This window comes from Micromonospora sp. NBC_01740 (assembly GCF_035920365.1).
Taxonomy (GTDB): domain Bacteria; phylum Actinomycetota; class Actinomycetes; order Mycobacteriales; family Micromonosporaceae; genus Micromonospora; species Micromonospora reichwaldensis.
Genome location: NZ_CP109150.1, coordinates 1,129,609 through 1,151,991, shown reverse-complemented (window position 1 = coordinate 1,151,991; position 22,383 = coordinate 1,129,609). Strand labels below are relative to the sequence as shown.

The window sequence follows — 22,383 nt, the reverse complement described above, 5'->3', positions numbered from 1 at the left end:
ACCCGCAAGCGATGACCTGACCAGGTACGACGTCCGGAGGCAAGGCATGCGCGACGTGGACAACAATCCTCGGGCACAGTTCCCGGTGGGCGACCGGGCGCGGCGGCCCGGCTTCCCGGGGGAGGCCGAGGGCGGCGTCGGCCTGCCCGTCAACGAACGGTCGTACCGGCGGCTCGCCGAACCCGTCGAGGTGGTGCGCGTGCCCTCCCGGCCGGGAGCCCGGGACGAGGAGGAGCCCGGCTTCGTCATCCACCTGCCGATCCGGGTCGCCGACCTGAGGGCGGCCACCGCGCTGGCCGGAACGGTCGCCACCTCGCTGAGCTTCCTCAGCGAGCTGGACGCCGGCGAGACCACCGTCTCCAGCACCGACGACCAGAACAACCGGCACCGGGTCTTCTGCGACCTGCTGCTGCCGGACCGCTCCCGCTGCCCCCAGCCGTACGAGCACGGCGGCTCCTGCGGGGAGGTGCCGGCGCCCCCGGAGCAGCGTCCCGCGCCCCGCCCGTCCGCCGGACCGTAGGCTGTGCGTCGAGAAGTCGAACTCCAGCCAAGGGAGCCCTCCACCGATGCAGAAGTGGGAATACTCCACGGTCCCGCTGCTGGTCCACGCGACCAAGCAGATCCTCGACAACTGGGGTGAGGACGGGTGGGAACTCGTCTCCGTGGTTCCCGGTCCCAACCCGGAGCAGCTCGTCGCCTACCTGAAGCGGCCGAAGGCATGAGCGAGCGGAGCGAGCGAATCATCCTGACCGGCGCGTCGAGGGCTCATGACGCCGCCGAGCGCAGCGAGGTGGCGGCATGAGCAACGGTCCGCACGCGAAACTCGCCGAACTCGGGCACACGCTGCCCGAGGTGGTCCCGCCGTTGGCCAGCTACGTGCCGGCCGTCCAGTCCGGGCAGCACGTCTACGTCTCCGGGCAGCTGCCGATGGTCGAGGGGAAGCTGCTCGCCACCGGCAAGGTCGGCGCCGGCGTCTCCGCCGAACAGGCCAAGGACCTGGCCCAGCAGTGCGCGCTCAACGCGCTGGCCGCGATCGACTCGCTGGTCGGCCTGGAGAACGTCGTCAAGGTCGTCAAGCTGACCGGCTTCGTCGCGGCCTCCTCGGGCTTCACCGCCATCCCGGGCGTGATCAACGGCGCGTCCGACCTGTTCGGCGCGGTCTTCGGTGAGGCCGGCCGGCACGCGCGCAGCGCCGTCGGCGTGGCCGAGCTGCCCCTGGACGCCCCCGTCGAGGTCGAGGTCGTCGTCGAGGTCTCCTGACCCGCACCACATCCCCGCGATCTTGCGTTCGGTGCCCGGCAAAAGCCGTGAACCGGTACGTATCAGAGGCGGAGCCTGCAAGATCGCGGGGAGTGGCCGGCGGGGCCGTACGATCGCAGCCATGACCGGGCACTTCACCGCGCCGGCGGCGGCGCTCGCCGACGGGTTGCCGGGTTGGGTGACGCTGCTGCGTGCCCCGAACCCTGGGCCGATGACGCTCGACGGCACCAACACCTGGGTGCTGCGCGCCCCTGGCCGGGAGCACGCCGTCGTCGTCGACCCGGGTCCGGCCGACGAGGGGCACCTGGCGGCGATCGCCGCGCAGGGGCCGATCGGCCTGGTGCTGATCACCCACGGCCACCCCGACCACACCGACGGCTCGCGCCGCCTGCACGAGCTGCTCGGCGGGGTGCCCGTACGCGCCGCCGACCCGGCGCACACCATCGCCGGGGAAACGCTGACCGGGCCGGGCGGGGAGCTGGACGGCCACGGGCTGGGCGTCCGACTCGTGCCGACCCCCGGGCACACCGGCGACTCGGTCTGCTTCCTGGTCGAGCACGGCGACGAGCGGGTGGTCCTGACCGGCGACACGATCCTGGGCCGGGGGACCACCGTGGTCGCCCACCCGGACGGGCACCTCGGGGACTACCTGGCCAGCCTGGAGCTGCTCTCGACGTACCGGGGGATCCCGGCGCTGCCGGGGCACGGTCCGGCACTGGCCGACTGCGGCGTCGCCGCGGACTTCTACCTGGCCCACCGCCGGGCCCGGCTCGACCAGGTCCGGGCGGCGGTCGCCGCGGGCGCCTCCACCGCCGCCGAGGTGGTCGCGACGGTCTACGCCGACGTCGACCGGTCGCTGTGGTGGGCCGCCGAGTGGTCCGTCCGGGCCCAGCTGGAGTACCTGGGCCGGGAATCCGGCGGAGGTGCCGCAGGGTTGGAGCAAGCGTGACCTGCCCGGTGTGTGGAACCGTCGCCGTGCCCGGCGCGCGGTTCTGCCACAACTGCGGCGCCGCGCTGCCGGCCGCCGCGACGCTGCCCGCGGCCGAACGCCGCGTGGTGACGGTGCTCTTCGGCGACCTGTCCGACTTCACCTCCTGGTCCGAGGACCTCGACCCGGAACGCGTCGGCGCGGTCACCGACCGGGTGCTCGCCGCGCTGGCCGGCGCGGTGAAGACGTTCGGCGGCCACGTCGACAAGCTCACCGGCGACGGGATCATGGCGGTCTTCGGGGCGCCGGTCGCGCACGAGGACGACGCCGAGCGGGCCGTGCGGGCCGCGCTGTCGATGCAGCGGGCGGTCCGCCGGGTGCTCGACGACGAGCGGGGCGGCGGCGCGCCGCTCGGCCTGCGCGTCGGGCTGAACACCGGCGACGTGATCGCCGGCATCCAGGCCGCCATCGAGTACACGGTCATCGGCGACACCGTCAACACCGCCGCCCGGCTGGCCGACGCCGCCGCCGTCGGCGCGGTCTACGCGGGGGCGCGGACCTCCGCCGCCACCCGGCACGTGGCCTCCTGGCGGGCGTTGCGCCCGCTGCGGCTCAAGGGCAAGCGGGAGCCGGTCGAGGCGTACGAGCTGCTCGGCCTCCTGGACGCCCCGGGCACCCGGTCCGGCCTCGGCGACGAGGCGCCCTTCGTCGGCCGGGAGACCGAGATCGGCCGGGTCGCCGGCCGGCTCGCCGAGGTGATCGACCGCGCCGAACCCCGGGTGCTGCTGATGACCGCCGAGGCCGGGATCGGCAAGTCCCGGTTCGCCGCCGAGGTGGAACGCCTCGCCGCCGGCTACGACGTCGGCCCGGGCCGGTACGCCGCGCACACCGGAGCCCGGGTGCTGTCGGTGCGCTGCGCCGCGTTCGGCGAGCGACGCCGGCTCGCGCCCCTGGCCGACCTGGTCCGGGCGGCGGTCGGCCTGCCCAACGACGCCGCCACCGCGCTCACCCGCCCGGCCGTCGAGGAACGCCTGCGCCGGCTCGGCCAGCGACTCAGCCGCACCGGCACGCCGGCGCCGGTCGCCATCGACCAGCTGCTGGCCCTGCTCGGGTACGCCGAGCTGCCCGGCGGCGGCCCGGCCGACCAGGGCGAGTGGGGCACCGCCCAGCCCGCCGACGCCGACACCGTGCCGAACGCGGTCGCGGACCTGCTCACCGCGCTCGCCGGGGAGGCGCCCCTGGTGGTCGTCGTCGACGACCTGCACGACGCCACCGCCGAGACCATCGAGGCGCTCGGGATCACCCTGTCCCGGCTCGCCGGCCCGGTGCTGGTGCTGCTGCTCGGCCGGCCCGAGCTGGTGCGTACCGCCGGGGCGCTGACCCGGGTCGCCGACGCCGAGGTGCACGCGCTGCCGCCGCTGCGCGGCGCCGACGCGGCCCGGCTGCTCACCACCTACCTCGGCGGCGGCAGGCTGCCGCAGTCCGACGCGGACCGGCTGCTCGCCACCGCCCAGGGCAACCCGTTCTACCTGGCCGAGCTGGTCACCCTGCTGATGGAGCGGGGCGCGCTGACCACCGTCGCCGAGCGGAACTCCCCGAGTCCGGGCGGCTGGCGACTGGTGCCCGGCTCGCTCGGCAGCCGCCTGCTCTCCCGCGACCTGGCCGCGGTGCTCGCCGCGCGCATCGACGCGCTGCCGGCGGAGGCCCGCTCCGTGCTGCGGGACGCGGCCGTCGTCGGCGACACGGTGCCGGACGGTGCGCTGGAGGCGCTGCGCGAGCAGCGGGCCGGCCGCGACGGCCGCCCGGCGGCGGTGGTCGCCGTCGAGCTGGAACGGGCGGTGGAGGAGCTGCTGCAACGCCGGATGCTGCACCGCACCCGCGCCGGGTACGCCTTCGCGACCCCGCTGATGCGGGAGGCCGCGTACGCCGGGGTGAGCAAGGCCGAGCTGGCCGAGCGGCACGCGGCGCTGGCCCGGTGGGCCGCGGCCGGCCCGTCGGCAGGTGCGGGCGCGCCGGGCGGCTTCGCCGAGGCGGCCCGGGACGTCTTCGTGGCCCAGCACGTGGAACGGGCCGCCGCGCTGGCCGACGCGGTCGGGCTGCGGCCGGACGCGCCGGCGCGGGCCGTCGTCGGTCTGGGCGTCACCGCCCTCGGCGGGGCCGCGCGCCGCTCGTTGCAGGCGGGTGAGCCCGCGCTGGCCGTGGAGTACGCCGAACGCGCGGCCGAGCTGGCCCGGGACGGGGTGCCGGCGGCCGACCGGGTGGTGCACGCCCGGGCGCTGCTCCAGGTCGGACGCCCCGCCGACGCGCTCGCCTTCGCCGAGAAGATCGCCGCCAACGCCGGCGACGAGTCCGCCGTCCGGACCAGCGCGCTGCTGCTCGCCGGGCAGGCCCACCAGACCATGGGCGACCAGGCGCGCGCGGTGGGCTGCTGGCAGGAGGCGTTGCAGGTGGCCACGGCCGGCGGGCTGCCGACGCTGCGCGCCTCGGCGATGCGCCGCCTCGGCATGGCCGACTTCGTCGCCGGGCGGTTGGGGCAGGCCAGCAGCCGGCTCGCCGCGTCGTACCAGGTGAGCCTCCAGTCGCAGGACCGCCGGGGGCAGGCGTGGTCGTTGCAGAACCTGGCCTGGGTGACCACGACCCGGGGCGACTTCGCCGGCACCGACGCCGTGCTCGGCCGGGCCGCCCGGCTCTTCGCCGAGCTGAAGGACCCGTACGGGCGGGCCTGGCTGCGCGGCACCACCGCCTTCGCCCGGCTGCTCGCCGGCCGGCTGCGCGAGGCGTGCCGGATGGCGCAGGTCTTCCTGCCGTTCGGCGAGCGGGTCGGCGAGGCGTGGGCGGTGGGCACCCTGCGCGCGGTCGAGGCGTTCGCCACCGCCGAGCTGGGCGAGCTGGGCGAGGCGGACCGGGGGGCCCGTCGGGCGTACCGCGAGTTCGCCGCCGCCTCCGACGACTGGGGGCGCGGGTTCGCGCTGGTCGTCCGGGGCGTCGTGGCGCGCGGGCTGGGCGAGCCGGGGCACGCCGCCGACCTGCTCACCGACGCGCTGTCGTACGCGGAGCGGACGTCGCACCCGTTGCTCACCGGGATGGCCGGCACGCTGCGCGGGTTCGTGGCGCTGGACCTGGGTGACTGCGACACGGCCGAGCGGGACGCCCGGTCGGTGCTGACCGCCGTCGAGCCGCACAACCCGCAGGCACCCGCCCAGGTGGGGCCCCGGGTGCTGCTGGCCACCGCCCGGCTGGCCGCCGGCGACTCCGCGACCGCCGTGGGGCTGCTCGCCCCGGTGGCCACCGCCGCCGCCACCGTGCCCTCGCTGCTCTTCTCCCGCCGCCAGACCATGGCCCGGTACGCGTCCGCCCTGCTCGCCCACGGCCAGTGCGAGCAGGCGCTGGACTGGGCCCGGCGGGCCGTCGCCGCCCCGGCGGAGGACGTGCGCAGCCAGGTGGTCGCCGCCCGGGTGCTCGCCGAGGCGCTCGCGGCCTGCGGCCGGCCCGTGGAGGCGCTCGCCAGCGCCGAGGAGGCGGTCCGCCTGGCGTACGCGACCGAGCAGCGCAGCGAGCGCGCCGCCGCCGACGCCCTGCGGGCGCGCCTGACCACCCCCTAGTCCCGCGGACCCCGGAACCGGAAGGTCTGGCGGTTCTGGGGATGCGGTGTGTCGGGGATGGCCGATAGCGTGTCAGGTCCGAGGGGCGGTCGGTCGTGCGACCGCGTCGGGTCTGGGGAGGGCCGTGATGAGGTTGCCGCGTTCGGCCGCCGGATGGACGATCGCGGTCTTCGGCGTGCTGGCCCTGCTCATGGGCGCGGTCGGGCTGGTCTGGCCGGAGGCGCTGCTGCGAATGCTCGGCTTCGAGGTGCCGGCGACGCGCGCGGTCGGCGACCACACCGGCACCTTCCTGATCGCCTCCTCGATGGCCTCGTTCAACATGGGGGTCTACTACCTGCTCGCCACCGCCACCGAATGGCGGTCGTTCTTCCGCTTCACGGTGGTGTTCCGGCTGGTCACGTTCACGGTGTTCAGCATCGCGGTGCTGGCCGACATCGCGCCCGGGAGGTTCTTCGGGGTGGCCGCCTGGGAGGGCCTCGGCGCGGTGGCGACCGCCGTCGGGCTCTGGTGGGACAACCGTCGCGCGGGCCCGGGGGCGGTGGGCGGCGGAGGCGATTCCGCAGCCGGTGCCGTTCCGGCCGCTGATGCGGTTCACTGAGCCGTCGGTCCGGTTGGGTATTTTCGAGCTGTGACCGCGACCCCGCCCGGCGCCCTGCCGGCGCCCATTGTGCCCGGTCTGACCGATCTGCGCGTGTTTGCCAGGGGAGGCTACGCGACGATCTACAAGGCGACCCAGATCTCGGTGGGGCGAGAGGTCGCGGTCAAGGTGGAGAATCGCACCCTCGACAGCGAGCACGACCAGGCCCGCTTCCTGCGCGAGGCGCGGGCCGCCGGGCGGATGTCGTCCCACCCGCACGTGGTCGACCTCTTCGACGTCGGGGTCACGGTCGACCAGCATCCCTATCTGATCATGGAGCTCTGCGACGGCTCGTACGCCGAGCGGATGCGGACCTCGCCGCTCGGGCCCGCCGAGGCGCGCGACCTCGGGGTCAAGATCGCCGACGCCGTCGCCCACTCGCACGCCGCCGGCGTGCTGCACCGCGACGTCAAGCCGGCGAACATCCTCTACTCGCACTTCAACTCGGCGGTGCTGGCCGACTTCGGGCTGGCCGTGGTGGCCGAGATGCGTGACGCCTCGGTCGCCCTGGAGGTGCTCACCCCGGCCTACGCGCCGCCGGAGATGTTCAACCACAGCCCGCCGTCGCCCGCCGTCGACGTCTACGCCCTCTGCGCCACCCTCTACGCGGTGATGCACGGCCGCCCGCCGCGCTGGCAGTCCGAACGCAACCCCAGCCTGGTCACCGTGCTGGAGATGTTCCACCAGCCGGTTCCCGGCCTGCCCGGGGTGCCGGCCGAGATGATCGACGTGCTCCGGGCCGGCATGTCCAACGATCCCGGCGAGCGTCCCTCGGCCGTCGAGCTGCGCGACCTGCTGGTCGGCCTGCCGCTCGGTCCCGCCGGCGCCCAGGCGGGCGGCACGGGCATCCCGGGTCCGGTCAGCGGCGTGCCCGGCCCCGTCGGCCCGTACGGCGTGGACCACGTCTCCCGGCCCGCTCCGCGACCGCCGGTGGAGGACCTCCACCCCACGGTGCCCACCGCCCGCCAGCGGCGTCGGCGGCGCTGGTTTCTCGGCGGCGCCGGGATGGTCGCGTTGGCCGCCTCGGCGGGCGCCGGTGCCTGGCTGGCCGGCGCGGTCTCCAGCCCGGGCCCGTCGCCGACGGCCGGCGTGGCGGCGACGAGCACGGTGCTGCCCGCCTGCGCCCTGACGACCGCGTTGCCGGCCGGCGCGGGCTGCGCCGACGAGTTGGAGTGCTTCGGGCCGATGGAGGTGCGCGGCGCGCGGACCCGGGCGCCCCGGGTGCCCTGCGACGGCCAGCACACCTGGGAGAGCTACGCCGAGGGCAAGCTCCCCGACACCCTGGTCGGCGCCGGCCACGACCAGGTCAGCGCGGACGCGGCGGTACGCGGGGTCTGCAACGAGACCACCTTCCGGCTCACCAGCGGGATCAGCTACGCGGACGGCTGGAACCTGGAGGTGCTGCCCCCGGCCGGGGCCGACGCCGACCGGACGTACCGCTGCCTGGCCGGGCGTGGGCTCGACGCGCTCGTCTCACCCACCCTCACGGGCCGCTGAGCCGCCGCGTCCCCGGTGGCGCTCGCGCATGGCGCGGACGGCATCCCGGTGGTCCAGCGACTCCAGCGTGTCGGCGTCGACGCCGTACAGTCCCCCGACGGGCTGCCCCGGGCCGTTCGGCGTGACCGCCGGTTCCGGCCCGTCGTCCTGCCGGGCCGCCGCCACGGACACCGCCGCGATCATCGTCGCCAGTACGCAGAGCAGCGCCAACGTCACGCCGACGAGATCCTGGCGCCCCCACACGATCAGCGTCACCAGCAGGGAGGCCGCCACCAGCGCGGCTGCCACCGCCTTCGCCCGTGCATCGGGCCTCGCAAGTCTCACCCGTCCAGGATGTCCGAGCGGGGCCCGCTGTCAACCGGGTCGCCGGCACCGGATGACCGCCGGTGTGGATGGCCGGCATCAGGTGAGCCGGCGCGCGGGCTGACGCCGGGCCACTGCGCCTGGCCGCCGCCAAAAGCGTCGACGGTGAACAATTCGTTACATCGGTCAGCGGTTTGTCGGATATGCGGCCGTTCGCCGGCCGGTAATCCTGGTCCGCCGTTCCTAGAGTGACGGAGGTCGAGCCACGGCTCGACCGTCCTGTCGCCCACCGGAAGGCGTCCACATGCCACGACGAAACCGGTCCCTCGCCGCCGCGGGAATCGCCGGCGTGCTCCTCGCCGGCGCCGCGGTCGCACCCGCCGCCGCCGCACCGTCCCCCGCCGGCGGGGACCGTCCGGTCACCTCCGACCGGACCAGCCCGCAGGAGGCCCGCCGGGTCGACCGGGTGCCCACGCCCGCGCTGGACTGGTACGCCTGCTACGGCTACGCCGAGTGCGCCACCGTCCGGCTGCCCCGCGACTACGACAAGCCGAACGGCCCGACGACCGAGGTCGCCGTGCTGCGGGTCAAGGCCCGCGACCAGCAGCGGAAGATCGGCAGCCTCTTCGTCAACCCGGGCGGCCCCGGCGGCTCCGGCACCGACGTCGCGCTCGCCGCGCCGTACTTCCTCGGTGACGAGGTGCTGGACCGCTTCGACATCGTCGGCGTCGACCCGCGCGGCGTCGCCGCCAGCCAGCAGGTCAGATGCTTCCCCTCCGTCAAGGAGCAGACCCGGGCGTACGCCGGGCTGAACGTGGCGTTCCCGTGGACGAAGGCCGAGGAGAAGGCCTACGTGGCCTCCTCGAAGGCCGTCGGCAAGGGCTGCTCCACCACGGGCAAGCCGCTCATCGGCGCGATGTCGACCGCCGAGGTCGCCCGCGACATGGACGTGCTGCGCCGTGCCGTGGGTGACCGGAAGCTCACCTTCCTCGGCTTCAGCTACGGCAGCATCCTCGGCCAGTACTACGCCAACATGTTCCCGGACCGGGTCCGCGCCCTGGTGATCGACGGCGTGCTCAACCCGAACGAGTGGGTCGGCCAGGGCAGGGCGCGCAACCTGTCCCAGGAGGACCGGATGCGCAGCGCGCAGGGCGCGTACAAGGCGCTGCGGGAGATCCTGGTGCGCTGCGACAAGGCCGGCGCGGAGGCGTGTGCGCTGGCCGAGGGCGATCCTGTCGCGTCGTTCGACCTGGTCGCGAAGCGGCTGCGGGCCAAGCCGGTGGTCATCGAGGACCCCGACCTCGGCCCGGTCACCATCACGTACGCCGACTTCGTCGCCGCCAACCTCAGCATGCTCTACGGCCCGACGGGCTACGCCGAGGTCGTCGACCTCACCGCCGCCCTGCTGGTGCTCACCGACCCGGCGTCGTCGCCGGCCGCCCGCCGCCCGGCGACGGCGGACGTGACCCGCCAGGCCGCCAAGGCCCGCGAGCAGGCCCGACGGTACGACTTCCCGTACGAGAACGGGTTGGAGACCTTCCTCGGCGTGGACTGCACCGACGCGTACCACCCGAAGGACGCCGGCTCGTTCCCGGCGCTGGCCGCGAACGCCGACAAGCGCGACCCGTACTTCGGTCGGCTGTGGACGTGGGTCACCTCGCCGTGCGCCCGCAAGAGCTGGACCGTGCGGGACGAGGACGCCTACACCGGCCCGTTCAACCGGCGGACCGCCGCGCCGGTGCTGGTCGTGGGCAACTACTGGGACCCGGCGACCAACTACCGGGGCGCGGTCAGCTCGGCCCGGCTGCTGCCGAACAGCCGCCTGCTCAGCAGTGACAGCTGGGGGCACACCGCGTACGGGACGTCGGCCTGCGTGACCGGCGCCGTCGACGCGTACCTGCTGCGCGGGGCGCTGCCGGCCAACGGCAAGGTCTGCGTGGGCGACGTCCAGCCGTTCGCCGAGCTGCCGGCCGAGCCGGAGGCGACCCGGCGGGCGGAGGCGTCGAAGGGCGCGCTGGCCGCCGAGGGCGCCCCCGGGCGGGGTGAGCCGAAGCGGCTCCCGCCGGTGGTCGCCCCGCTGCCGGCGGTCGGCTCGCTGACCGTCCGCTGAGGACCCGGGGTGCGGCGGGCGATCGGGCGCCCGCTGCACCCCGGCCCGCGACAGCGCGCGCAGGAGATGCCCGAGCGAGGCGGAACCGCGGCAGGTCGTGGTCGACATGGGCTGGCTCGGCGACGCGGCTGAGGATCCTCATCGTCGTGCCGAAAATGCCGACACCCGAAATCGATCGACGAATCCCTATGCGATTTGTGGTCCTGCGGCGACTCTGTCCCTACCGGTTCCATCACCCGCAGGGGGCACGCATGATCCAGATCCGCGCCGGACATCGACGCGTTGCGGTCGCGATGGGCGCCGCGCTGATCCTCACGGCCGCGCCGATCGGCACCCCACCGGCGTACGCCGACAGCCAGGTCGAGGCGTACACGATCGGCACGGGCTACGGCCTCTACAAGTCCACCGGCGGCGCACCAGCCCTGGTGCACGGTGAGCACGTCGCGCCGCCCGGGGCCGGCATCGCCACCATCCGGCCCGCATCCGGCAGCGTCACCGCGTTCGCGATCGGCCTGAACGGCGGTCTCGTCATGTCGCGGACCCTGCCGCTCGGCCCCGGCCCCGCCGTCACCATCGACGGCCCCTCCGGCCTGGCCCCACCCGGGGCCCCGACAGCCGCCGCCGGCCTGGACGTCTTCTTCGTCGGCCGCAACGGCGCGGTCTTCAACAGGTCATACCTGAGCGGCGCGCCGGTCGGGCCGCGGCCGGTCACCGTCGCCGGCATCGCCCCACCCGGCGCGGTTGTCGCCGCGATCCCCGGGACCACTCCCGGAGTGGCGTTCGTCGGCACCGACGGCGCACTCCGCGTGGTCCGGTCGAACAGCACCGGCACCTGGACGACGGCACCGGCCAGCCCGCCGAACTTCGCCACACCCGGTGGCGGGCTCGCCGCCATCTCCGCCCTCGCCGGGTTCGTCACCGGGCTCGACGGACGGATCTGGCAGGTGAGGCTGACCGGCGGCCCGATACCGGACCCGTGGCAACCGGTCGCCGTCGCCGGTGCCGGGACCGCACCGGCCGGGGCGCACCTCGCCGCGGCCCAGTTCGCCGGCGGCCCGGCCATCGTCATGTTCGCCGGCCACGACGGCGCCGTCCGGGCCACCTCGAACGTCGCCGGAACCTGGCACGAGCCGACGGCCGCCACCGCATCCGGCGTCGCCATCCCCGGAAAGCCGATCGCCACCACCATCCACGGCGACCACCTCGACGGCGACTGGTGCGGCAACAGCCTGGCGTGGCAGATCCGCATCCCGAAGCCGAATCCGCCGTCCGGCCCCCATCCCGAGCCGTGGAACGCTGTCGTCTCCTCGTTCCAGGCCCCCAGCATCCAGGCCGGCGGCCACATCGCCAACGTCCTGCGCTAGCGCTACGCCATCGGCCGGATGCCGTCACGGCTGACCTGCCGGCCGCCGCCCAGTCGCGCCGGGGCGCGGGGCGGGTGATCAGGATCCTATGGACGTCATCCGGCTGCTTTGAGGTCCATGGCGTCCTGATCACCGGGGCGGGCGCTCACGCGGAGGTGTCGTCCTTCACCGGCGGCCAGCAGCTCCAGCTTCGTCCAGGACATCAAGGGCGGCAGGTCCGACGCCTGAGCGACGATGTCGAGTGTGGTCACCGGCTGCACCCGGCTACCGGACAGCTCCGTCGCCCGGCCAGGGTTGCAGGACGGAACATGGCCCGCTGCGTCAGCCCTGCTGAGTGGAACGATGGACCGATGAGCGATCTCGGAAGATGGGAGCCGGAGACTCCTCGACAAGTCGTGGACCGGTTCCGCCGCAGCGACGTCCGACAGCCGTGGTGGATCGCCGGCGGCTACGCGATCGAACTGTTCGCCGGCCGCAGTCTTCGCCCCCACGGTGACATCGACGTCCTGATCCTTCGACGTGATCAGTGGATGGTCCACCACGTCCTACCCGGCTGGGACATCCAAGCCGCCGATCCGCCCGGGCAGCTGCGTCCCTGGAGAGAGGGGGAGCTGCTTCCCGAACACGTCCACGACATCTGGTGCCGAGAAGGTCCCACCTCGCCCTGGCGGATCCAGTTCATGATCGACAACGCCGAAGGGCAGCATTGGCACTCGCGACGCCACCCGGCGGTGACACTTCCTGTCGACCGCCTCGGTCGACGCACCCGCGATGGCTGGCCGTACCTTGCTCCAGAGGTCCAGCTTCACTACAAGGCGAAGCCGGCAAACCAACTGGCCAAGGATGAGATCGACTCGCCGCAGCCCTGCCGCTTCTCAGCCAACCAGCCAGCCGATGGCTCGACGAGGCCCTGGGAACCACCCTTCCTGACCATCATTGGCGCCGAGCACTGAAGACCCACACCGCCCATCCACGATGAGCGGTGCTCCCCGCCGTCAGAGCCTGCCTCAACGGGTGGATCCCGTACCTGGCACGGGGCGAGCCGGAGTCAGTAGGACTTGTCCTGACCGAGGACGTGCTGGGCGACGAAGTTGAGGATCATCTCGCGGCTGACCGGGGCGATCCGGCCGGCGCGCACCGCGCCGAGGAGCGTGGCCACGCCGTACTCGGTGGTCATGCCGGCCCCGCCGAGCACCTGGACGGCCGTGTCGACCGCCAGCGCGGCGGCCTCCCCGGCGGCGTACTTGGCCATGTTGCCGGAGACGCCGGCCTCCAGGTCGCGGCCCGCGTCATAGAGGGTGGCCGCCTTGTGGATCATCAGGCGGGCCAGCTCGACCTGCACGGCGGCGTGCGCGAGCGGGTGGGCCACGCCCTGGTGGGAGCCGATGGTCCGGCCGCCCCAGACCTTGCGGGTGGCGGTGTACTCGCTGGCCCGCTCGATCGCGTACCGGCCGGTGCCGGCGCCCATCGCGGCGACCGTGATCCGCTCCGGGTTGAGCCCGGCGAAGAGCGCCGGCAGGCCGGCGTCCAGCGACTCGCCGACCAGCGCGTCGGCGGGCAGCCGCACGTCGTCGAGGTAGAGCAGGAACTGGTTCTCCGGGGAGACGATCTCCATGTCCAGCTTGGAGCGGGTCAGCCCCGGCGCGTCGGTCGGCACGATGAACAGCGCCGGCTTTAGTTTCTGCGGCGTGGCATCCCCTGTGCCGGCCTGGCCGTCTTCGACAGCGACGCGGGCGACGACCAGCACGTACGACGCCTCGTCGACGCCCGAGATGTAGCACTTGCGACCGGAGAGCAGCCAGTCGTCGCCGTCGCGGCGGGCCACCGTGCCGAGCCGGTGGAAGTTGGAGCCGGCCTCCGGCTCGGTGATCGCGAAGACCACTTTCAGCGAGCCGTCCGCGAAACCGGGCAGGAAGCGCTTGCGCTGCTCCTCGGTGCCGTGCCGGGCGATCACCGTGGCCGCGATGGCGGGGGAGACCACCAGCAGCAGCAGCGGGCAGCCGGCCGCCGCCAGCTCCTCGCAGACGATGGCCAGCTCGGTGATCCCGCCCCCGCCGCCGCCGTACTCGGTGGGGATGTTGACCCCGAGGTAGCCCAGCCGGCCGGCCTCGTCCCACAGCTCGGTGGTGTGCTCGCCGGATCTCGCCTTGGCGACGAAGTATTCGTGGCCGTACCGGCGGCCCAGGGCGCGCACGGCGTCGCGGAGCTGGTCCTGCTCGGGGGTGAGGTCGAAGTTCATCGGGGGGCCTCCAGGATCACTCGGGGTTGACCACGGCCAGCACGGCGCCCGTGTCGACCTGCCCGCCGGCCGCGACCGGAAGCTCGGCGACCACACCGTCGGCCGGGGCGAGCACGGGATGTTCCAGCTTCATCGCTTCCAGGGTCAGCAGCAGGTCACCGGCCGCCACCCGCTGGCCGACCTCGACGTGCACCCGGGTCACCGCGCCGGGCAGCGGCGCGACCAGCGACCCGGCCGCCAGCTCCGCCGTGGGCTCGGGGAAACGCGGCAGCTCGGTCAGGCTCGCCGCCCCGTCCGGGCCGTCCACGAAGACCTCCGAGGACACCCGGTGTACGCGGTACGCCCGCCGCACCCCGTCGACGTCGAGCACCACCCGGTCCGCGGTGGCCTGGACAAGGCTCACCACGGGCGTCGGCCCGCCTGCCGGGGCCGCCTTGTTCGACGACGACCCGCTGGCCGGGACCGCTCCGTCCGGGGCCGGACCGTCGGTGCGGGCGGTGGAGCCGGCGCCCGGCGAGGCCGACCACTCGGCGAGGCCGCCCGAGCGGTCCAGCCGGTAGCGGACCTCGATCTCACCGTCCGGTCCCACGTAGCGGGTGACCTGCGGGAAGGCGGGCACGTTGCGCCAGCCCGACGGGAGGCCGGCGAGCACCGGCGCGGCGGCGCGGCGGGCGGCGGCGGTGGCCAGCGCGGCGGCCAGGGCCACCAGGGGGAGCTGGTCGGTGGGCAGCAGCGGGGCGAAGACCTCCCCGTGCCGGTCCAGGAAGCCGGTGTCGATCTCCACGGCGCCGAACTCCGGGCTGCGCAGGATGCGGACCAGCAGGTCCCGGTTGGTGGCCACCCCGTGCAGCTCGGCCCGGGTCAGCGCGTCGGCCAGCAGCCGGATCGCCTCGGCGCGGGTCTGGCCCCAGGCGATCACCTTCGCCAGCATCGAGTCGTAGTGCACCCCGACGGTCGAGCCGTCCACCACGCCGGAGTCCAGCCGCAGGCCGATCGCCCGGAGGTTGCCGAACTCCCGCGCCACCCCGGGGACCGCGAACCGGTGGAGGGTGCCGGTGGCGGGAAGCCAGCCCTGCGCCGGGTCCTCGGCGCAGAGCCGCACCTCGATCGCGTAGCCACGCATCCAGTGCGGGTCAATGGCGTTCTCCGGCAGGGGCTGGCCCTCGGCGACCATCAGTTGCAGCCGGACCAGGTCCAGCCCGGTGCAGAGTTCGGTGACCGGGTGCTCGACCTGGAGGCGGGTGTTCATCTCCAGGAAGTAGATCTCCCCGTCGGGCGCGAGCAGGAACTCGACCGTGCCGGCGCCCACGTAGTCGACCGCCCGGCCGGCGGCCACCGCCGCCTCGTGCAGCCGCTCCCGCACCTCGTGCGGGAGGACGCCGGGCGCCTCCTCGACGATCTTCTGGTGCCGGCGCTGGATCGAGCACTCGCGCACGCCCAGGGCGGCCACCGTACCGTGCGTGTCGCCGAAGATCTGGACCTCGACGTGCCGGCCGCGCTCGACGTACCGCTCGACGAAGACCGTGCCGTCGCCGAACGCCGCAGCCGCCTCGCGGCGCGCGGAGGCGACGGCCTCGGCGAGGTCGGCGGCGCCGCGGACGATCCGCATGCCGCGCCCGCCGCCGCCGGCGGACGCCTTCACCAGCACCGGGAAGTCGGTGATCTCGTCGGCGTCGGTCCAGGTGGACAGCATCGGCACGCCCGCCTCGGCGAGCAGGGCCTTCGCCGCCACCTTGTCGCCCATCGCGGCGATCGCCTTGGCCGGCGGGCCGACCCAGATCAGCCCTGCGTCGGTCACCGCCGCGGCGAACTCGGCGTTCTCGGCGAGGAAGCCGTAGCCGGGGTGGACCGCGTCCGCACCGGCCCGGCGGGCCGCGTCCAGGATGAGATCGATGCGCAGGTACGTCTCGGCGGGCGTGTTCCCGGGCAGCCGCACCGCCTGGTCGGCCTCGGCGACGAACGGCGCGTCGGCGTCGGCGTCGGAGTGCACGGCCACCGTCTCGACGCCCAGCGTCCGACAGGTGGCGAAGACCCGGCGGGCGATCTCGCCCCGGTTCGCCACCAGAAGTCTCGTGATCACTGAGTCTGCCTTTCGTTCGCGACTGCGGGACTCCGCTTCGCTGCGTTCCTCGCGCTCACATGCGGAAGACGCCGAAGCCGTCGGCGCCCCTGACTGGTCCGGTGTGGATCGCCGACAGGCAGAGCCCGAGGACGGTACGGGTGTCGCGGGGGTCGATCACCCCGTCGTCGTAGAGCCGGCCGGAGAGGAAGAGCGCGCCGGACTGCGACTCGATCTGCTGCTCGACCATCATCCGCATCGCGGCGTCGGAGTCCTCGTCGTAGTCCCAGCCCCGGGCGGCGGCGGCCTGCCGGGCCACGATGGACAGCACGCCCGCGAGCTGCGCCGGCCCCATCACCGCCGATTTGGCGTTCGGCCAGGTGAAGAGGAACCTCGGCTCGTACGCCCGCCCGCACATGCCGTAGTTGCCGGCGCCGTAGGAGGCGCCCAGGTTGACCGTCAGGTGCGGCACGGTCGAGTTCGACACCGCGTTGATCATCAGGGCGCCGTGCTTGATGATGCCGCGCTGCTCGTACTCGGTGCCGACCATGTAGCCGGTGGTGTTCTGGAGGAAGATCAGCGGGGTGTCGGCGGCGTTGGCGAGCTGGATGAACTGGGCCGCCTTCTGCGCCTCCTCGCTGAACAGCACGCCCCGCGCGTTGGCCAGCACCCCGACGGGATAGCCGTGCAGCTCGCCCCAGCCGGTCACCAGGGCGGTGCCGTAGGCCGGCTTGAACTCGTCGAACTCGCTGCCGTCGAGCACCCGGGCCAGCACCTCGCGCGGGTCGAACGGCACCTTCAGGTCGGCGCTGGCGATGCCGAGCAGCTCCTCCGGGTCGTACTTCGGCGGAGCCGGGAACGGGTTGCGCGGCGGCGGGCCCTGCTTGCGCCGGTTCAGCCGGCGTACGCACTGCCGGGCGAGCCGGATGCCGTCGGGCTCGTCCTCGGCGAGGAAGTCGGCCAGGCCGGACGTGCTCGCGTGCATGGCGGCCCCGCCGAGGGACTCGTCGTCGGTGACCTCGCCGGTGGCCATCTTCACCAGCGGCGGCCCGGCCAGGTAGACCTGCGACCGGTCCCGGATCATGATCACGTGGTCGGACATCCCCGGCACGTACGCGCCCCCGGCGGTGGCGTTGCCGAAGACCACGCTGACCGTGGGGATCTTCGCGGCCGAGAGCCGGGTCAGGTCGCGGAACACCCGCCCGCCCGGGATGAAGATCTCCGCCTGGGTGGGCAGGTCCGCGCCCGCCGACTCGACCAGGTTCACCATCGGCAGGCGGTTGGCCAGGGCGATCTCGCCCGCCCGGCGGGTCTTCGCCAGCGACCACGGGTTCACCGCGCCGCCGCGTACCGTCGGATCGTTCGCGACGATGAGGCACTCGACGCCCTCGACGACGCCGATGCCGGTCACCACGCTGGCGCCGACGGGAAAGTCGGTGCCGTACGCCGCCACCGGCGACAGCTCCAGGAACGGGCTGTCCGGGTCGAGCAGCAGTTCGATCCGCTCCCGGGGGAGCAGCTTGCCCCGCTTGTGGTGCCGGGCCACGTACTTCTCGCCGCCGCCGGCGCGGGCCTGGTCGAGGGCCGTCTCCAGCTCGGCGAGGCGCTCCAGCAGGGCCTCCCGGTTGGCGCGGTACCCCGGCGAGGACGCGTCGACCGCGCTGCGCAGTGTCGTCATAGGCCCATGCCCTTCGCGATGATCTCGTTCATGATCTCGGTGGTGCCGCCGCCGATGCCGAGGATCCGGGCGTCGCGGTAGTGCCGCTCCACCTCGGCGTCGCGCAGGTAGCCGTAGCCGCCGTGCAACTGGAGCGCCTGGTCGACCACCTCGGCGCAGGCGGCCACCGCGACGTTCTTCGCCATCGCCACCTCGGTCACCACCGGCTCGCCCGCCGCCACCCGGGCCGCCACCTGGTGCACGTACGCGCGGGCCGCCTCGGTGCGGGTGTGCATCTCGGCCAGCCGGTGCCGGATCAGTTGCCGGCTCGCCAGGGGGCGGCCGAACGTGGACCGGTCCCGGCACCAGCGCACCGCCAGCTCCACGGAACGCTGCGCGATGGCGTACGCCTGGGTGGCGAGGGAGAGCCGCTCCGCGGCGAAGTTCTGCATGATCGCCAGGAAGGCGGTGTCCTCCGCACCGACCCGGTTCGCCACCGGCACCCGGACGTCGACGAAGGACAGCTCGGCGGTGTCGGAGCAGTGCCAGCCGAGCTTCTCCAGCCGACGCCCGACCGTGAAGCCTGGCGTGCCCTTGTCGATCACCAGCAGGGTCAGGGCGCCGGTGCCCGGCGGCAGGGTGCAGACGGCGGTGGTCACGAAGTCGGCCCGTACGCCGCTGGTGATGTAGGTCTTCGACCCGTTGACCACGTAGTGGTCGCCGTCGCGCTGGGCGTGGCTGCGGATGCTCGCCACGTCCGAGCCGCCGTCCGGTTCGGTGATCGCCAACGCGCCGATCATGGTGCCGGCCAGCGTGGGCCGGACGTACCGGTCGATCAGCTCCGCGTCGCCGGAGGCGACGATGTGCGGCAGGGCGATGCCGTGGGTGAACAGCGCCGCGATCAGCCCGGACGAGCCGCCGGAGCGGATGATCTCCTCGGTGACGATGACCGAGTCGAGCAGGTCGCCCCCGCTGCCGCCGACCGATTCCGGGAAGCCGATGCCGAGCAGGCCGAGCTTGGCGGCGGTGGCGTGCAGTTCCCGGGGGATCTCGCCGGCCCGCTCCCAGTCGTCCAGGTGCGGCAGCACCTCCCGGGTGACGAAGGCCCGGGTCAGCTCCCGCAGTTGCCGGCGCTCCGGCGTGTCCACGATGGTCATCGGCCCTCCCGGGGCGTCGCGCCTACGGCCGGGGAGTCCGGGCCGGGCGTGAGTTCCGCCGGCAGGTCGACGAGCCGGGACCGGAGCAGCTCGCCGAGCGCCTTGGCCTGCGGATCGAACCGGGTGGAGGCCGCCACCCCCTGGCCGAGGAGGCCCCGGACGACGAAGTTGACGGCCCGCAGGTTCGGCAGCTCGTACCGCTCCACGGTCAGCGGCGCGGTCTCCGGCAGCAGCTCGCGCAGCCGCGCGGTAGTCAGCCAGCCGCGCAGCCACCGCCAGGTGGCGTCCGTGCGGGCCCAGACGCCGAGGTTGGCGTCGCCGCCCTTGTCGCCGGAGCGCGCCCCGACCAGCTCGCCGAGCGGCGCGCGCCGGACGGGCCGGTCGGCCGCCGGGGCCGTCCCGTCGGGCGCCGTCCCGTCGGACGCCGTTGCGTCGGGTGTCGGTCTGTCGGGTGTCGTTGCATCAGGCGGGCCGGCGGGGGATCCCGGCTCGTCGGGCGGGCCGGCGGTCCGCGCCGGCGGCGGGATCGACACCCGCTCGCCGGAGGGGAGCACCGCGACGTGCGGCACCGCGTCCTGCGGCACGGAGTCGGCGGTGAACACCCCGTAGGGCGTCGCGTCGCCCGGCAGCGTGGTCAGCGTGCAGCCGGGGTAGGAGGCCAGGGCCAGTTCCACCGCGGCGGCCGAGAAGGCCCGCCCGGCCCGCGCCTTGTCGCCGTCGCGCAGGTGTACGTGCAGCAGCGCGCTCGCCGCCTCGGTGTCGACCGCGTCGGCGTGGTCGGTGCGGGCCAGGGTGAACGCCAGCCCTTCCGTGCCGACCGCCGCCTCGACCTGGCTCCGCACCAGGGCCGCCTTGGCGGGGATGTCGAGCCCGCACAGGACGAAGGTCATCGAGTTGCGGAAGCCGCCGAGGTTGTTGACGCCCACCTTGAGCGTGGCTGGCGGGGGCGTACCCCGGACGCCGCTCACCCGTACCCGGTCCGGCCCGTCGGCGCTCAGGGTGACCGTGTCCAGCCGGGTCACCACGTCCGGCCCGAGGTAGGCCGGGCCGCCGACCTCGTAGAGCAGCTGGGCGGTGACCGTCTCCACGGTGACCGCGCCGCCCGTGCCCGGGTGCTTCGTGATCACACAGGAGCCGTCGGGGTGCAGCTCGGCGACCGGGAAGCCGGGGCGCCGCCCGCCGTCGGGCAGCTCCGTGAAGAAGCTGAAGTTGCCCCCGGTCACCTGCGCCCCGCACTCGACCAGGTGACCGGCGACGGTCGCCCCGGCCAGCGCGTACAGGTCGTCGCGCCCCCAGCCGAACCGGGCGATCGCCGGCCCGACCACCAGTGACGCGTCGGTCACCCGGCCGGTGACCACCACGTCCGCCCCGCCGTCGAGGCAGGCCGCGATGCCGTACGCCCCCAGGTAGGCGTTCGCCGTCAGCGCGTCCGGGCGGGCGAGGGCGTCGCCCTCGACGTACCCGACCCGGACGGTCAGGCCGAGCCGGTCGGCGAGGGACCCGATGGCGGCGGCCAGGCCGGCCGGGTTCAGCCCGCCGGCGTTTGTCACGATCCGTACGCCCCGGTCGAGCGCCGTGCCGAGGCAGCCCTCCAGCTGGCGGAGGAAGGTCTTCGCGTAGCCGAGGGAGGGGTCGCGCAGCCGGTCCCGGCCGAGGATCAGCATGGTCAGCTCGGCGAGGTAGTCGCCGGTCAGCACGTCCACTTCGCCGCCGTCGAGCATCTCCCGCCACGCCGTGAACCGGTCACCGTAGAAGCCGGAGGCGTTGCCCACCCGCAGCACGTCGCTCACGCCGGCACCCCGCCCGCCACGCCGGTCCAGCCGGCCGCCCCGGCAGCGGGGACCGCGTCGGTCGTGTTGGCCGCGTCGGCTGTGTCGGGTGCGGGAGCCGTCGGCGGGCGGCCGGGACCCGGTGGGCCGGCGAAGGCCTGCGCGACGTCCAGCCAGGCGTCGGCGACCGGGCCGGTCGCCGCCAGCGCCAGGTCCGCGCGGTGCCTCCGCTGGGTGACCAGCAGGCAGAAGTCGAGCGCGGGACCGGTGACCCGGTCGGCGGCGTCGGCCGGGCCGTACGCCCAGGTGTCGCCGTCCGGCGCCGCCAGCTCGACCCGCACCGGCGCCGTGGGCACCGGCCGGCCGTGGGCGGCGAAGCTGTGGCCGAGGGTACGGAAGCCGAGGTGCGCCACGTGCCGCAGTCGGGCCGTGCCGGGGCGGGTCACGCCGAGCGCGTCGGCCACGTCCGTGCCGTGCGCCCAGGTCTCCATGATCCGAGCGGTGGCCATCGAGGCGGCCGACATCCGGGTGCCGAACCAGGGCAGCTTCCCGCCCGCCGGCACGCGTGCCAACGCGTCGGCGAGCGCCGCCCGGCCGGCCCGCCAGCGGGGAAGCAACCCGCTCGGCGGGGCGAGGAACTCCGCCACTCCGACATCGACGAGCCGGGCCGGGTCGGGGGCGGCGAGCACGACGGCGAGGAACGCCTCGGCGTCGGTGGCGGCGAGCAGTGCGACGTGGTCGGTCCAGGCGAGGTGGGCGATCTGGTGCCCGACGCTCCAGCCCGGGGACGGCGTGGCGCGCTCCCAGTCGGTCGGCGGGCCGGTCACCAGGTCGTCGAGCTGCTGGGATTCGTCGGCCAGGTCCGCGAGCAGGTCCTTGAGGTCGACCATGGTGCCTCCGGGGGCTGGGCGGGCGGCCAGGGCGGGCCGGTCGGGGCGGGCGGTCAGGGGGTGAGCAGGGTGGCGAGCTGGCGCTTCCAGGTGTGCAGCAGGGCGGCGCGGCGGGACGAATCGTCGTTGAGCAGGTTGGCCACCCCGAGCCCGCGGAGCAGGTCGAGGGTCGCCTGCACCGCCTCGCGTACGCCCGGACGGCGTTCGTCCACGTCGAGCAGCGCGACGGTGAGCCGGTGCATCTCGCGGCCGACCCGGGCCTCCAGCGGCACCAGGGCCTCGCGCAGCTCCCGGTCGGTGCGCGCGGCGACCCAGAGTTCGAGGGCGGCGACGAAGAGCGGGCCGGTGAAGGCCGCGCCGAGCAGGTCGATCACCCGGTCGAGCCGCTGGGGGCCGGGCGGCAGCGCCTCGGCCTCGGTGCGCAGCTCCTCCGCCCGCCGCTCCGCGAGGTGGGCGACGGCGGCCGTGACCAGCGCGGCCTTGGTGGGGTAGTGGTGCAGCTGGGCGCCGCGCGAGACGCCGGCCCGGGCTGCGACGACGGTGGTGGTGGTGCCGGACCAGCCGTGCTCGACCAGGCACTCGACGGTCGCCTCCAGCAGCCGCGCCTGGGTGGCGCGGCTGCGTTCCTGCTGAGGGACGCGGGTCGATGCGGACATGGAGACAGCGTGCCGCCGCAGAAACAAACAGTCAAGACTGACTTTTTCTCGGCGGGCGACTCGACCGCATGCCTCGCCGGTCCCGGTGCTTGCAAGCCCGCCATCCGCGCCACCGCGATGGCCCGCGGACAGCGTGGCGGGCAGGGCGCCGGGCAGGGCGGCGGATGACCTACGCGGCCCTGTCGAACTGATGTCGTAGACGACTCACGCGACCGCGCCTTCCTGCGGCGACCGCAGAGACGCGGCGCCGGATTC

Annotated in this window: 18 protein-coding genes and 1 pseudogene; 10 read left to right on the top strand and 9 right to left on the bottom strand. The window is 74.5% G+C overall.

Annotated elements, in window-relative coordinates:
- Positions 1–46 precede the first annotated feature (46 nt).
- From OG989_RS05490 to OG989_RS05460, 7 genes are all read left to right on the top strand, one after another.
- Positions 47–520 (top strand): hypothetical protein, encoded by a 474-nt coding sequence (locus OG989_RS05490; RefSeq protein ID WP_327029868.1) that lies wholly within the window; start codon positions 47–49, stop codon positions 518–520.
- Positions 521–566: 46 nt separating this feature from the next.
- Positions 567–722 (top strand): DUF4177 domain-containing protein, encoded by a 156-nt coding sequence (locus OG989_RS05485; RefSeq protein WP_018222171.1) that lies wholly within the window; start codon positions 567–569, stop codon positions 720–722.
- A 76-nt stretch (positions 723–798) separates the two neighbouring features.
- The gene (locus OG989_RS05480; RefSeq protein WP_151456539.1) at positions 799–1,260 is read left to right on the top strand and encodes a RidA family protein; all 462 of its coding nucleotides are present in this window, start codon (positions 799–801) and stop codon (positions 1,258–1,260) included.
- 121 nt (positions 1,261–1,381) lie between these two features.
- Positions 1,382–2,209, top strand: coding sequence for an MBL fold metallo-hydrolase (locus tag OG989_RS05475; RefSeq protein ID WP_327029867.1), 828 nt, complete (start codon positions 1,382–1,384; stop codon positions 2,207–2,209).
- Positions 2,206–5,790 carry an adenylate/guanylate cyclase domain-containing protein gene (locus OG989_RS05470; protein ID WP_327029866.1) on the top strand — a complete coding sequence of 1,195 codons (3,585 nt, stop codon included), beginning with the start codon at positions 2,206–2,208 and terminating at the stop codon, positions 5,788–5,790. Before OG989_RS05475 ends, OG989_RS05470 begins: the two co-directional genes overlap by 4 nt.
- A gap of 127 nt (positions 5,791–5,917) precedes the next feature.
- Entirely contained in the window at positions 5,918–6,388 is a 471-nt protein-coding gene (locus tag OG989_RS05465; RefSeq protein WP_327029865.1) for a hypothetical protein, read from the top strand.
- 30 nt (positions 6,389–6,418) lie between these two features.
- Entirely contained in the window at positions 6,419–7,924 is a 1,506-nt protein-coding gene (locus OG989_RS05460) for a serine/threonine-protein kinase (protein WP_151456543.1), read from the top strand.
- On the opposite strand, the gene OG989_RS05455 is transcribed toward OG989_RS05460, so the two are convergent.
- Positions 7,901–8,248, bottom strand: coding sequence for a hypothetical protein (locus OG989_RS05455; protein ID WP_327029864.1), 348 nt, complete (start codon positions 8,246–8,248; stop codon positions 7,901–7,903). The genes OG989_RS05460 and OG989_RS05455 overlap by 24 nt on opposite strands.
- A 283-nt stretch (positions 8,249–8,531) precedes the next feature.
- Here OG989_RS05455 and OG989_RS05450 point away from each other — a divergent pair, with 283 nt between their 5' ends.
- The gene (locus OG989_RS05450; protein WP_327029863.1) at positions 8,532–10,337 is read left to right on the top strand and encodes an alpha/beta hydrolase; all 1,806 of its coding nucleotides are present in this window, start codon (positions 8,532–8,534) and stop codon (positions 10,335–10,337) included.
- Between the two features lie 251 nt (positions 10,338–10,588).
- Positions 10,589–11,701, top strand: coding sequence for a hypothetical protein (locus tag OG989_RS05445; protein ID WP_327029862.1), 1,113 nt, complete (start codon positions 10,589–10,591; stop codon positions 11,699–11,701).
- Positions 11,702–11,796: 95 nt separating this feature from the next.
- On the opposite strand, the gene OG989_RS05440 is transcribed toward OG989_RS05445, so the two are convergent.
- On the bottom strand, positions 11,797–11,952 hold the full coding sequence (locus OG989_RS05440; protein ID WP_327029861.1) for a hypothetical protein: 156 nt from the start codon (positions 11,950–11,952) through the stop codon (positions 11,797–11,799).
- Positions 11,953–12,051: 99 nt separating this feature from the next.
- Here OG989_RS05440 and OG989_RS05435 point away from each other — a divergent pair, with 99 nt between their 5' ends.
- The gene (locus OG989_RS05435) at positions 12,052–12,654 is read left to right on the top strand and encodes a nucleotidyltransferase domain-containing protein (RefSeq protein ID WP_327029860.1); all 603 of its coding nucleotides are present in this window, start codon (positions 12,052–12,054) and stop codon (positions 12,652–12,654) included.
- A 95-nt stretch (positions 12,655–12,749) separates the two neighbouring features.
- Here OG989_RS05435 and OG989_RS05430 read toward each other — a convergent pair whose 3' ends face one another.
- The 7 genes and pseudogenes from OG989_RS05430 to OG989_RS05400 form a co-directional block, all read right to left on the bottom strand.
- Entirely contained in the window at positions 12,750–13,940 is a 1,191-nt protein-coding gene (locus OG989_RS05430) for an acyl-CoA dehydrogenase family protein (protein ID WP_327029859.1), read from the bottom strand.
- Between the two features lie 16 nt (positions 13,941–13,956).
- Complete coding sequence (locus tag OG989_RS05425) at positions 13,957–16,020, bottom strand: acetyl/propionyl/methylcrotonyl-CoA carboxylase subunit alpha (RefSeq protein ID WP_327029858.1); 2,064 nt, start codon at positions 16,018–16,020, stop codon at positions 13,957–13,959.
- Between the two features lie 55 nt (positions 16,021–16,075).
- On the bottom strand, positions 16,076–17,677 hold the full coding sequence (locus OG989_RS05420; RefSeq protein WP_327029857.1) for an acyl-CoA carboxylase subunit beta: 1,602 nt from the start codon (positions 17,675–17,677) through the stop codon (positions 16,076–16,078).
- The gene (locus OG989_RS05415) at positions 17,674–18,813 is read right to left on the bottom strand and encodes an acyl-CoA dehydrogenase family protein (protein ID WP_327029856.1); all 1,140 of its coding nucleotides are present in this window, start codon (positions 18,811–18,813) and stop codon (positions 17,674–17,676) included. Before OG989_RS05415 ends, OG989_RS05420 begins: the two co-directional genes overlap by 4 nt.
- Positions 18,810–20,603, bottom strand: a complete 1,794-nt coding sequence (locus OG989_RS05410) for an acyclic terpene utilization AtuA family protein (RefSeq protein ID WP_327029855.1) — start codon at positions 20,601–20,603, stop codon at positions 18,810–18,812. The genes OG989_RS05415 and OG989_RS05410 overlap by 4 nt, the downstream gene beginning before the upstream one ends.
- Positions 20,604–20,692: 89 nt before the next feature.
- Positions 20,693–21,472, bottom strand: a pseudogene (locus tag OG989_RS05405) (TIGR03084 family metal-binding protein); the annotation flags it as partial.
- A 53-nt stretch (positions 21,473–21,525) separates the two neighbouring features.
- Complete coding sequence (locus tag OG989_RS05400) at positions 21,526–22,128, bottom strand: TetR/AcrR family transcriptional regulator (RefSeq protein ID WP_327029854.1); 603 nt, start codon at positions 22,126–22,128, stop codon at positions 21,526–21,528.
- Between the last annotated feature and the right edge of the window lie 255 nt (positions 22,129–22,383).